This is a genomic window from Halonatronum saccharophilum DSM 13868 (genome assembly GCF_000517025.1).
Classification (GTDB): domain Bacteria; phylum Bacillota; class Halanaerobiia; order Halobacteroidales; family Halobacteroidaceae; genus Halonatronum; species Halonatronum saccharophilum.
The window spans coordinates 7,151-20,278 of sequence record NZ_KI912095.1 but is presented as its reverse complement, the minus strand read 5'-3'; the positions used below and the strand labels follow the sequence as shown (position 1 = coordinate 20,278).

At 33.8% G+C, this 13,128-nt stretch carries 10 protein-coding genes and 1 pseudogene; all 11 read right to left on the bottom strand.

Annotated features, from left to right (window positions below; all coding sequences use genetic code 11):
- Positions 1-52: 52 nt before the first annotated feature.
- The gene (hemZ, locus tag HALSAC_RS0107190) at positions 53-1,537 is read right to left on the bottom strand and encodes a coproporphyrinogen dehydrogenase HemZ (protein ID WP_027339707.1); all 1,485 of its coding nucleotides are present in this window, start codon (positions 1,535-1,537) and stop codon (positions 53-55) included.
- Positions 1,538-1,551: 14 nt separating this feature from the next.
- Positions 1,552-2,172: an MBL fold metallo-hydrolase gene (locus HALSAC_RS0107185; protein WP_027339706.1), complete on the bottom strand. Its 621-nt coding sequence runs from the start codon at positions 2,170-2,172 to the stop codon at positions 1,552-1,554.
- Positions 2,173-2,219: 47 nt separating this feature from the next.
- Positions 2,220-4,376: a RelA/SpoT family protein gene (locus HALSAC_RS0107180; protein ID WP_027339705.1), complete on the bottom strand. Its 2,157-nt coding sequence runs from the start codon at positions 4,374-4,376 to the stop codon at positions 2,220-2,222.
- Between the two features lie 37 nt (positions 4,377-4,413).
- Positions 4,414-4,926: an adenine phosphoribosyltransferase gene (locus HALSAC_RS0107175; protein WP_027339704.1), complete on the bottom strand. Its 513-nt coding sequence runs from the start codon at positions 4,924-4,926 to the stop codon at positions 4,414-4,416.
- A gap of 18 nt (positions 4,927-4,944) precedes the next feature.
- A complete protein-coding gene (recJ, locus tag HALSAC_RS15265; protein WP_027339703.1) occupies positions 4,945-7,512 on the bottom strand; it encodes a single-stranded-DNA-specific exonuclease RecJ in 2,568 nt (855 codons plus the stop codon).
- 120 nt (positions 7,513-7,632) lie between these two features.
- Complete coding sequence (locus HALSAC_RS0107165; RefSeq protein ID WP_027339702.1) at positions 7,633-9,303, bottom strand: ABC1 kinase family protein; 1,671 nt, start codon at positions 9,301-9,303, stop codon at positions 7,633-7,635.
- Between the two features lie 53 nt (positions 9,304-9,356).
- Complete coding sequence (locus HALSAC_RS0107160) at positions 9,357-9,842, bottom strand: DUF456 domain-containing protein (protein WP_027339701.1); 486 nt, start codon at positions 9,840-9,842, stop codon at positions 9,357-9,359.
- Positions 9,832-10,185, bottom strand: a complete 354-nt coding sequence (locus tag HALSAC_RS0107155; protein ID WP_027339700.1) for a phasin family protein — start codon at positions 10,183-10,185, stop codon at positions 9,832-9,834. Before HALSAC_RS0107155 ends, HALSAC_RS0107160 begins: the two co-directional genes overlap by 11 nt.
- Positions 10,186-10,569: 384 nt before the next feature.
- Entirely contained in the window at positions 10,570-11,433 is an 864-nt protein-coding gene (gene secF / locus HALSAC_RS0107150) for a protein translocase subunit SecF (RefSeq protein ID WP_027339699.1), read from the bottom strand.
- Between the two features lie 4 nt (positions 11,434-11,437).
- The gene (secD, locus tag HALSAC_RS0107145) at positions 11,438-12,658 is read right to left on the bottom strand and encodes a protein translocase subunit SecD (protein ID WP_027339698.1); all 1,221 of its coding nucleotides are present in this window, start codon (positions 12,656-12,658) and stop codon (positions 11,438-11,440) included.
- Positions 12,659-12,749: 91 nt separating this feature from the next.
- Positions 12,750-13,128 (bottom strand): annotated as a pseudogene (locus HALSAC_RS15260) (phosphohydrolase); the annotation flags it as partial.

Sequence of the window (13,128 nt, the reverse complement as noted above, 5' to 3'; positions counted from 1 at the left end):
TATTTCCCCCTTCTAGATTTTTAAATTAAGGTCAACTAAATAATATTGTAACTTATCTTACTAAAGATGTCAATTCAGCAACCTTCTTATCAGTTCTCTCTTTAATCTCATCTATATATTGTTGAGGAAACTTAGGATTATGTAGTCTTTTTAATGACCAATCTTGTGGGTTTAGCAGTTTGCTTATAGCACCTCCTCCTAAACCGATTACCACTGTTCTCTCCTCCATCATTAAGATATTATATATGGATTCTTTACCAGGTTTGGAATAACCTATATTTTCCATATTGCCCAGAATCATTTTCTGCCTATACATATAATAGGGTCTCATCTTAAGACTTTTAGCAAAATTTTTAGTCTCCTCTACCATCTTAGTAATTTGGTCTGTTCTTAGGAGTTCTCTACTTCTTATATCTCTTCTAAGCTTAGAAGCTCTCTTGATGGCCATTGTATGCACAGTTAAACTATCTGGATCTAAGTCTTTGATAGCATCTAAAGTCCTCTTCACCTCCTTTAACCCTTCTTTAGGCAGACCAAGGATTAAATCCATATTAATATTATCAAAGCCTACCTCTCTAGCACAATTAAAGGCTTGAACAACTTGATCGACTGTATGATGTCGCCCAATTTTTTCTAATGTACTCAAGTTCATAGACTGAGGATTAATACTTATTCTTCCAACTCCCCATTTTTCTAATAATTCTAACTTCGATCTAGTAATAGTATCAGCTCTTCCAGCCTCTACAGTATACTCTCGCAAATTAGAACTGACAAAATACTTGTCTAAAGATTCCATCAAATTATCTAGTTCTTGGGTTTTTAAAACTGTAGGAGTGCCTCCACCTATATAAAGAGTATCAACTTCTAGCTCCAACTGACTTAGAGCCTCTCCAACCTCTTTAATCTCATACTCTAAAGCCTCTAAAAAACCTTCTAAATACCTTTTATGCTTAGCCAAGGGATAAGCTGCAAAGGAACAATAATGACACCTTGTCGGACAAAAAGGGATTCCAAGATAGATACTCACCTTATTTTTAGCTTCTTTCTTAGTAAGTAAGCGAGGACGCTCCAACTTTATAACATCTAAAAGAAGTTCTCTTTTTTCTTTACTTACTCCATAAACTTCCTTAAACTCCCTATCAATCTCCTTATAAGTAAAGCCTCTATCTAACATATTATGTGCTATTTTAGTAGGACGAACCCCTATTAAAATCCCCCATGGACTCATATCTATATCTAATAATTTTGTCAACAACCGGTATATAGTTAACTTTACTCTAGCTAATACCCTTTTTTCCAAATCACTATTGTTATACTTACTCTTCAAAATCTCCATATCTACAATAGTCTCATCAAAAAAAGGGTCTTTTTCTAAACAACTCTTTACTTCAATACCATACTCTAAGTTTATTAGAGTGGTTATTTTTATATCAAAATCTGATTCTGATATAAGAATCTCTACTTGAGGTAGCAATGTCTCAATAGTCTTCTTAACAGAGTTATAATATTTATAATCAACCTTCAAATTTATCTTCACTAGAAAGCTCTCCTTTAAATATATGAATTCTCTGCTTTAACTCTTTTTAATGTAGATTCTGACCCATGGCCTGGGTAGATAGTTAAATGATCCTCCATTAACAATATCTTATCTAAAGACTCTCTTAATTGACTATAAGAACCTTTAGGAAAATCAGTTCTACCAATGCCAGTTGCAAATAGGGTATCCCCGGTAAATAAATTATCTCCCATCCTCAAACAGACTCCTCCTGGAGTATGACCTGGAGTATGAATTACCTTTAAGCTTAATTTACCACATTCAAGAATATCCCCTTCTTTGAGTAACTTATCAGCTTCTGGACATTCTAATTGTTTCCCCATCTCACCTATAAAGAAAGATAGGTTTAACTCTGGGTTCTGCAAAAATTCTGCATCATCCTTATGAATCAATAGTTGAGCATCAAAAACCTTTAAGAGGGTTGGATTTGCTGCAATATGATCATTATGACCATGGGTATTTATTATATACTTTAGATTCAAATCTTTACTTTTAATAAACTCTACTATCCTCTTACCCTCAGCACCAGGATCAATAACCAAGGTCTCATTATTTTCATCCCAGATAATATAACAATTAACAGCTAACTCCCCCACAGATAACTTCTCTATAAACATACTCTCCTCCTTAGATTTCAAAAGACTTTTTTACTTAACGCCTTATATTAAGCTGGGTTGGCCCTGTCCACTCTAAGAACTCCATCTATATCTTCTAATTTCTTTATTATATCATTCATATGAGCTAAACTACTTATCTCTAAAGATACGTTTATATTAGCCAACCTATTCTTGGTAGTTCTTGCATTTATAGATGTGATATTGACCTTTGCTTCAGATACTACAGTGGTTAAGTCATTTAACAAGGATCTTTTGTTTAAAGCTTCTATCTTAAGCTCTACTTCATAAGAGGTTTGTTGATTTACATACCAATCTACCTCTACAATTCTTTCTTCTTCTGTCTCAACTAAGTTCTGAAGGTTTGGACAATCAGAACGATGTACTGACACCCCTCTACCTCTAGTTATATAACCACTTACTTCATCACCAGGTACAGGGTTACAACATTTTGAGATCTTTACAAGTAGACCATCTAAACCTTTAACCTTTATCCCTTTATTAGGTGCATTGCGTCTTACATTTCTCTTCTTTTTAAGCTTAGTCAGTTCATACTCTGGAGAATCTTTCTTCTTAGGTGGAATCAGCCTCTTTACTACTTGAGAGACTGAAAATTTATTATAACCAATACCGGCATAAAGGCTCTCTACATCAGAGACACCTAGCCTTTTAGCTATCTCTTCTAACTTCTTTTGCTTTTCACTCTCTTTTAGGTTAATACCATCTTTTTTAAGCCTTGATTCTAACATCTCTTTACCCTTGATGCTAGTCTCTTCTTTGCGTTGCTCCTTAAACCACCTTTTTATTTTACTTTTGGCACGAGAGGTCTTAACAAAGTTTAACCAGTCTCTACTTGGCCCACTATTACTAGTAGTTAGAATTTCAACGATATCTCCATTCTGTAATCTATATTCAATTGGGACCATCTTACTATTAACTTTAGCACCTACACAGGTATGACCTATATCGGTATGAATGTTATAAGCAAAATCCACAGGAGTCGCTTCACTAGGTAAAGAAATCACATCCCCTTTAGGAGTAAAGACAAAGACTTCATCTTCAAAGAGATCTATCTTTAATGTCTCCATAAACTCTTTAGCATCATTTAAATCCTTTTGCCATTCTAAAAGTTGTCTCAGCCAAGATATTTTTCTTTGAAAGTCTTCTTCTTTCTTATTTCCTTCTTTATACCTCCAATGAGCTGCAATACCATATTCAGCAGTCCGATGCATCTCCCAAGTTCGAATCTGTATCTCTAAAGGCTCCCCTTTAGGGCCAATAACTGTGGTATGTAAAGATTGATACATATTAGATTTTGGCATTGCTACATAATCCTTGATTCTTCCTGGCATAGGGCTCCAAAGTTCATGGATAATCCCTAAAACCTGATAACATTCCTTAACTGAACTAACTATTACTCTAATAGCAGTCAAGTCATAAATTTCACTAAAATCCTTATCCTGTTTTATCATCTTCTGATAGATGCTATATAGATGCTTAGGCCTTCCATAAATATCCGCTGAAATCTCAGCATCCACTATCTTACCCTGCAATGATGAGATGACCTTATCTATATATGCCTCTCTTTGGGACCGATTCTTAGCTATCTTTTTAGCCAATTCATAATACTTATCTTCCTCTAGATATCTAAAGCATAGATCTTCTAGCTCCCATTTCAAATGAGAAATCCCTAACCTATGGGCCAAAGGTGCATAAATCTCTAAAGTTTCAGTAGCCTTTGCAATCTGTTTCTTCTTTGGTAGAAACTTTAAAGTTTTCATATTATGTAGCCTATCTGACAGCTTAATTAAGATAACTCTAATATCTTTAGCCATTGCTATGAACATCTTTCTTAAACTCTCTGCCTGATGCTCCTCTTTAGACTTAAAGTCAATCTTACTTAACTTAGTTACTCCATTTACCAAAAGTTCAATTTCTGGTCCAAATTCTTCTCTAAGCTCTTCAGTAGTCACCGGTGTGTCCTCTACTACATCATGCAATAAAGCAGCAGAAATAGAGATGACATCTAATTCTAAACGAGCCATTATCTTAGCAACCTCTAAAGGGTGTATAACAAAAGGTTCACCAGAGACCCGAAATTGGCCCTGGTGCGCCTCCTTAGCAAAATAATAAGCCCTTTTAATAAGATCTAAATCAGGATCTTTTGTATATGATTTGATATCTTCTAATAATTTGTCTAAAGACATAATCTATTACTCCTTTTTTAGGCATAACTTATTAAGGTTAATCTGTGATTAAAGAAAATACCTCATAATCACCTATAACTTCACGCCCATCTAAAAATCCTAACTCCATCAAGAAAGCTACTTCAACAATCTCTCCACCTAACTCTTCGACTAGATCTATAGTAGCCTTTACAGTTCCACCTGTAGCTAGAAGATCATCTACTATTAAAACCTTATCTCCCTTTTCAATAGCATCCTTATGTAACTCCAAAGTATTGCTTCCATACTCTAAATCATACTCAGTCTTAACTATATCTCCTGGTAATTTACCTTCTTTTCTAACTGGTACAAAACCTTTATTTAATTTCAAAGCCAATGGAGCTCCTATTAAAAAACCTCTTGCTTCAACACCTAATATTAAATCAATATCCTTATCCTCATAACGCTCAGCAATTCTATCAATTGCTTCTTGATAAGCTGAAGGATCCTTTAATAAAGTAGTAATATCCTTAAAAGCTATACCCTCCTTTGGAAAATCTGGAATTGTTCTGATCTTATCTGCTAAATTCATCTTTTCTCCTCCTTAAATTTAATCAATTTCTTTGATTAATTCCAATAAACTATCAGCCTTTTGATAAAGACCAATCTTTTTAAATCTTTCAAAGGCTTCTTTTTCTTCAACACCTACATTATATCTCATTGATTCTTTTAAGTCTAGTTTCGAAGAAGGTTTAGGTAATAATCTTATTATTTTTTCATTATCCTTACCCTTGTCTATAGTCAATAAGTTTAATTCCTTTAATATCTCAGTTCCTGCTAAAATAGTTTCCCCATTCAAATTTAAATTACTACTGCTATTTATCCAACCAGCTATTAAAGCTTCATCCAGCTTTAAAATATCTTCTTTAGAAAACTTTTTTAATCCAATATATATTTTAGCTAGAATATCTCTATTTGGGACTTTATTATTTAACACTTCTATATTATCCTCTACATCCTCCTTACCATAAATCAAATGCAGAGAAAAACTCTTGTTTTCTTTAGCAAATTTAACTACTTGGCTAAATTCTTTTAGATTAAAATTGAGATTATATAAGATAAGATGGTTAAAGGGTAAGGATACAGAGTCAGCTAAGATAATATTGCTAACAATTAGTACCTTCACCTTAGCTTCTATAAATTCTTCTCGCAAACTCTTTCTACCTTCTACAGATACTTTAGAGTTGTAAGACGCTATAGATCTTTTATCTTCTGATATTGATTTTTGCAAGATATCAGTCAACTCTATGCTCTTTTTGCTGCTATTGGTGTATATTAGCAACTGCTCTTTTCTCTCTAATAATTTCTTAATATAATCTAACTTATTTGAACAATTTCTTCTATCAATAACTCTTAAGCCTATATCTTCATCTTTAAAGGGTTGCAAAGGATCTACAGAAGGGAATTGAATATCTTTTATCGTTAAATTCGCCCTGTCTCTACCACCAAAAGAGTTGATGTCAAGATTTGCTACAACATTTATCCCTTTATCCTTTAAAACCAAAGTTGAAGCTAAATCAGCCCTCCTCCAAGCAATCCCCTCTAAGTGACCACCTTCTTTTAAAAATTTAACTTTAAGGTGATCACCTTCTCTACCAAAAGTATTGAAGTCTTTGATCTTTAATCCATCAAACATAAACTTTGGCCTTGGATTAGCAAACCCAAAGGGCTCTAAAACCTCTAACTCTCTAATAAGGTCTAATGACGCTTCTTCAGCTTCAATTAATAGATCTACACCTATTCTTGCTTTTAAATCATCTCTTGTTAATACCTTATGGGCATACTGGTTAATCTTCTTGCGAAGTTTAGATATATCCTCCTTTTGTAAAGAACACCCTGCGGCTTCCTTATGACCACCAAAACTTTCAAAGCAGTCTTCACAATACTGGAAAGCATTATAGATATTAAACCTATTTATTGATCTGGCAGACCCCAATGCTATACCACCCTCAGCAAAAGTTATCAATACAACTGGTCGATGATACTTCTCTTGTATTTTAGAAGCAGCATTTCCTATAACACCTGGATGACCATCTTCTAGGATAATTACCAAAACCCACTCCTTATCAAGGTCAATATCACTTTCAATATATTCTTCAGCTTCTAAGAGTATCCTATCGGTTATCTCCTGCCTCTTTACATTCATCTCCCTTAATCTAGATGCAAGATCACCTGCTTCTAGAAGATTATCTGTAGTTAATAACTCTACTCCTAACTCAGCCTTACCTAACCTTCCAGCTGCATTAATACAAGGTGTCAGATAATAACCAATCTGTCCAGCACTGATATCCTTATCTTTGTATCCAATCTTATCTTTTAGAATACCAATATTAAAGTCATAATATCCCTTATTACTATTAATTCTATCTAAACCATACTTCACTATAACTCTATTTTCACCAAGAAGTGGTACTATATCAGCAATTGTTCCAAGGGCAACTAACCCTATATACTTTAACAGTCTAGACCTTGTATCCTCACCATAGAAAGTATTAAAGATTCCATGAACTAGCTTGAAAGCGACTCCTACTCCTGCTAATTTCTTGAAAGGATAGCCACACCCCTCTTGATGGGGGTTGATTATTGCTAAAGCTTTAGGTAGATCTTCTGGTGGGGTATGATGGTCAGTAATTATAACCTCTATCTCCAAACTATTAGCTAAGTCAATCTCTTTCTTAGCGCTTATACCACAGTCAACACTTATTATTAAATCCGCCCCTCTATCATTGATCTTCTTTATAGCTTCTTTATTGATCCCATATCCCTCTTTTAATCGATTGGGGATATAAAAATCTATATCTGCTCCCAACTCCCTTAAAGCATTTATTAACAAAGAAGTACTAGAGATTCCATCAACATCATAATCCCCATAAACAAATATCTTCTCTTTACCTTTAATAGCTTCTATTATTCTGTTAACACTCTCTTTCATCCCTTTAAGAGCAAAGGGATCATTTAAATCCTCTAGATTAAAATCTAAAAACTCCTCTACCTGCCGAGGAGTTTCTAGGCCCCTATTAGCTAAGACACGGGCCAATACTGGACTTATATTTAGTTCTTCCTTTAAGCTATGTATTATATTCTGATCAGCCTTTTTTACCTTCCAGATCTTATCCATATCCACCTTATCAACTCCGCTTTTTTAGAGATTATATTCTAATAAGATATTTTATAATTAAAGAGCACTCTTATAACTTCTAGATATTTTCTTATCTTCCTGCTTAATAGAGGAAATAATCTAAAACCTTCCCGAACGAATAATAGATATTACCAACCAAATCCCTAAAACAACAGCTATTAAGTAACCAGATATCCCTATAATAGGAAACTCTAGAAGAGTTGGCTCCTTATCAGTAAGCATAATTAAAGAAGATCCTATAATCAAAGCCGATACTATTAAAGCGATAGATATTCTATTGGTTATAATATCCATTTTAGATATCAAAGGCTTTATTCCAGTGTGATGGAATTTAATCTTCAAGTTATCATCCTCTATCATTCTCAATAGATGGTTAATACCCTCAGGTAAATCCTTTAAATTTTTAGTAAAGTTATCTAAGTCATCGACAAAGTTTAATAATAATCTCTTTGGATTTAATCTTCTTTTAATTAGTTTGTGAACAAAGGGCTTGGCCACCTCTAAAATATCAAATTTAGGATTGATAGTAGATACTACACCTTCAATAGTAATTAATGATTTAACCAATAGTATAAATTCAATTGGTAACCTTATCTTATATTTAAAAACAAGGTCTAAGAAATGATTCATAACCCCTTTTAATTCAACCTCTTCTAAGGTGATACCATAATAATCATCGACAGTCTTATATAAATCCCTCTTCAAATTCTTTTCATCTATCTCTTGAGTCACAACTCCAAGATCTAAAAGCTCATCTACAGCCTTGTCCATATCCTTCTTTACTAAAGATATAAAAAAGGTAGCAACACTCTCTTTATCTTCATCACTCAACTGACCTATTAATCCAAAATCAATCAATCCAACTTTAAAATCCTCTGTTATAATTATATTACCTGGGTGGGGATCCCCATGAAAGAAACCATCTATTAAAACTTGCTTCATAAATGATTCACTTATTATCTGGGCCAACTGCTCTTCTCTCTCTTTATTTTTAACCTGATTAATATTATAACCTTTAATGAATTCCATTGTTAAGACACGTTTTTGGGTTAAGTCCCAAAAAATCTTTGGCACCTTAATATTATGATCATCAATATTTCTTTGCCGAAATTTCCTTGTATTTCTGCCCTCAACTCGATAATCCAACTCTTGCTTTATCATACTAGAGAAGTTCTTTACTACCTCTACTGGGCTGACAAAGTCACCTTTAAAGACTTTATTTTCTAAAATTTTAGCCAAATTACTTATAATCTCTAAATCTACCCCTATAACTCTTTCTATACCTCTTCTTTGAACCTTAACTACAACCTCTTCACCTGAATTCAAAATTGCTTTATGTACCTGCCCTATAGAAGCACTAGCTAAGGGTTTAGGATTTATCCTCTTAAAGACTTCATTTACTTCTCCACCTAATTCTTTTTCAATTACCCATTTAACATCATCATAGTCCATCTGTTTAACATCGTCTTGTAACTTCTCTAACTCTTCAATATAAGATCTAGGTATAAGGTCAGGCCTTGTACTTAGAAGTTGGCCCATCTTGACATAGGTTGGCCCTAACTCTTCTAATATCTTTCTTGCCCTCTCTGCTCTACACTCCTTAGGATCTCTCTTCCCACTTAGATCTTTAATCTTCTTAGTCAATGGAACAAATTGATCTAACTCCATTATCTCAACTAAATATCCAAAGCCATGTTTAATCAATAGCTCAACTATCTGTCTATAACGCTTAATATGACTATACTTCTTACCAATCTCTTTAAAGATCATATGCCACCACCCTATAAGCCCTTCATATTTAAAGATAGAATATCAGAAAAAATTTATATTCCAACAGCAAGAACCCTATTAAGTATAATCAAAAAGATTATAACCCCAATAATAAAAGAAAAGATAGATGCACCAATACCTCCAGCAAAGGTACCCAAGCCCACCTTAGTAGCTTCCCTTAAACTACTACCTTTTAAAAATTCTCCAATAATAGCTCCTAGCATTGGCCCAAGCAAAAGACCAATTGGCCCCATTACTACTAAAGCTAATATCCCACCAACTACAGATCCTACAATTCCATACTTGCTTCCACCAAAATATTTAGTACTTAAAAATACAGTCAAATACTCTACCCCTTGACTCAACAAGACCAAAACCAATAAAAGAACTATAGTCTCTAACCCTATGACTACAAAGCCTGTTAAAAACGAATATACTATAATAGCAATTAAGATTAATGGGGTTCCTGGAAGACCTGGAATCAAGGTTCCTAGAACCCCTATTATTGATACTAGTAAGAAGATAATATTAAGAATCATTAACTTCCTCTATACCATCTTTCTTTAATAATTCTATCTCTTGCTCTAAAGATTTGATATAAAGCTCCAATTCATTAACTTTATCCTTTAATCCTTCTACTTCCTCGGCTTTAACTAAGCCCATTTTTTCTAAGTTAGACTTAACCTCAGAGTTGATCTTCTTGCCCAACTCCTTCTTTTCTTCTCTAGCTTTCTGTACCATATCATCTATTAATTGATTTGCTTCTTCACGGCTCACCTTACCTTCTTCTACTAAACTATCAAAGATATCCTCTAATTTTTCCTTAGTAAAGAATAACGCTCCTAATCCAGTAACCATCATCTCTTTAAAAACTTTAATCATTAACAGACACCTCCTAAGTTATAAATTATTATATCACAATTATGGCTTTTTTCCAAATTGTTGAAAACCTATTTTATTTAGACCCTACTATATATCATATCAATTTTTTATGATAGTATACCAGCTTAATTATTAAAGTAAAAGTTTATAGTAATAAAGCGGAGCTTTATTACTGGTGATGAGTAATGGGTAAAACCTTAAAAAAACAGAAACCCCTTTGTCACCTAAGACTTATAAGAGGTTTTGAGATTTTGACTTTACTGATTACTCTTCACTCATTACCCATTACTAGTGGCACGAAAGTGACACTTTATTACTATTCAGTTTCACTCTAAATTAAAAAACTCTTAGCTGAATTAATTCAGCTAAGAGTTTTTATAAACCTTAAATATTTCTCTTCATTGCTTTCTTTTCATCCCACTCTACTAGAATTGGGCTTGCTACAAAAATTGAAGAGTAGGTTCCAGCTAACATACCTATTAGTAAAGCAATCATAAAGTTTTGAATTGTTGTTCCACCTAAGAATAAAATCGCTAAAATCGGTAATAAAGTTGTTATTGAAGTATTAATTGACCTTTGCAAGGTATCTAATATTGCAGCATTTGCTAATTGAGCAAATGGCTCCTTCTTCGAGAATCTAACCTTCTCTCTAATTCTATCATAGATAACGATAGTATCATTTATAGAATAACCAACTATAGTCAATAGCGCCGCTATAAAAGCAACATCTACCTCCAGCCCTAGGATAGAGAAGATACCTAAGGTAATTAAAACATCATGAAATAAAGCACCTAAAGCTCCAATAGCAAATCTAAACTCGAATCTATAACTGATATAACCTACAATTGCAATGGCAGCAACTAATAGTGCCCAAAGTGCACTGCTTTTTAATTCTTCACCAATTGTTGGCCCTACAACATCTGTTCTTAACATTTCAGCGGAAGGGAACTCTTCTTCAATTCTTCCTTGAATATCTACCAATTGATCAGGATTTAAGTCATCTGTTCTAATAGAGATCTCATTATCTCCAACTTCTTGAATTACACTTCTTTGATCTAAATCAAATTCAGCCATTATACTTCTAATATCTTCAACCTCTACTACTTCTTCAAAAGCAAAATCCATAATTGTTCCTCCAGTAAAGTCAATACCTAGATTTAACCCTTGAGTAGCTAAAGATATGAGTCCAATTATAATTATCGCTAATGAAACACCCAGCATTTTTCTTCTCATTCCAATTATATCCATTTTTTTACCCCCTTGAAAGCCCAAAGATCTTATCTCCAGCCATTATATTCTTATCTAGCACAAAATTAATTATCATTCTAGTAACTATAATAGCAGTGAACATACTTGCAATTATACCGATACTTAGAGTAATTGCAAAACCTCTTATCATACCTGTACCAAAGTAAGCCAATATAGAAGCTGTAATTAGTGTTGTAATATTGGCATCTAAAATAGTGGTAAAGGCCCTCTTAAAGCCTGCATCAACGGCAGCTTTCAAGGTCTTTCCTGCACGATATTCATACTTTATTCTCTCAAATATAATTACATTAGCATCTACAGCCATACCTATAGATAAGATTAGTCCACCAATTCCCGGCAGAGTTAAAGTAGCATTTAATCCTGCTAAGATACCTAAGACTAACACACTATAGAAAGCTAAACTAATTGCTGCCACTAATCCTGGTAACTTGTACATAAAGATCATAAATACTATAACTAAACTCAAACCAATTAGACCAGCTTTAAGGCTTCGATCAATAGCTATCGCACCTAATGTTGGCCCAACAGTTCTATTTTCAATCATTTCTACCGGAACTGGTAAAGCACCAGCTCTAAGCAACAATGCCACTCTTTGTGCTTCTTCTAATGATTCAAATCCTGTAATCTGTCCTTCTCCTCTAATCTCTGATTGAACAGTTGGAGAAGTTAATAACTCATCATCAAGGTATATAGATATCCTTCTACCGATATTCTCCCTTGTAATTTGTCCAAATTGTCTACTGCCTTCTCTTGTTAATTCAAATTGTATAACCGGTCGTTGAACAACATCTCCACCATAAGCACCCCTAGCATCGCTTAAAGCTTCTCCAGTCATTACTATATTTCCATCTTCATCTTTAAATTGTAATTGTGCTGTTTGACCTATGGTCTGTACAGCTTGATTAGGGTCTTCAACACCAGGCAAAGAAACCATAATTCTTCTCTCACCTTGACGTTGAACAATTGGTTCAGCTAACCCCATCTCATCGACACGAGTTTGAATAACACTCATCGCTCTTCTTACTGCATCATCATCAACTTGAACAGCATCAGTATCCCTAGCCTCTAGAACAACCTGAGTTCCACCCTGTAAGTCAAGTCCTAGATTAATACTCTCATCAAGAGGGTATAAGAAGAACACTGCTACACCTAGTAAAATTAAAACACTAAATAATTTCGTCATTCTTTTTTTCTTCCAGTCCATTTTTTCTCCCCTTCCCTACCGCTAAACTAAATTTATATTTGCAACATATTTATTATATCTTGTAAAAAAGAGGTTGTCAATTCCACAAAAGTTATAAAAGATCAGTATCGTTAATAACCAAACGAAATTTAGAACCTAAGTAGTTAGCAGCCTTTCTGCACATCATCATTCTAGTTAAAAATATTTCAAAATATTCCATAACTGTACTCACTTCTAAGTCAATTCTTAAACTTAACGTTATCTCTTTCTTATCTGCATCAACCTCTACCGAAGATTTTTTAACAGCATAGTTTACCCGATCGTGTATATCAAATGTAGAAAAATCTTTATTTCTTACCCTCTTATAATGAGCATCGGACTTATCTGCTATTATTAAAGCAGCCGCTACCTCGTTAACTGGAGATCCATGGTTCTCATCATGGTTTCCAATTGCACCTATAACTTTTGCTATCTCATTATAAGGCATCTTT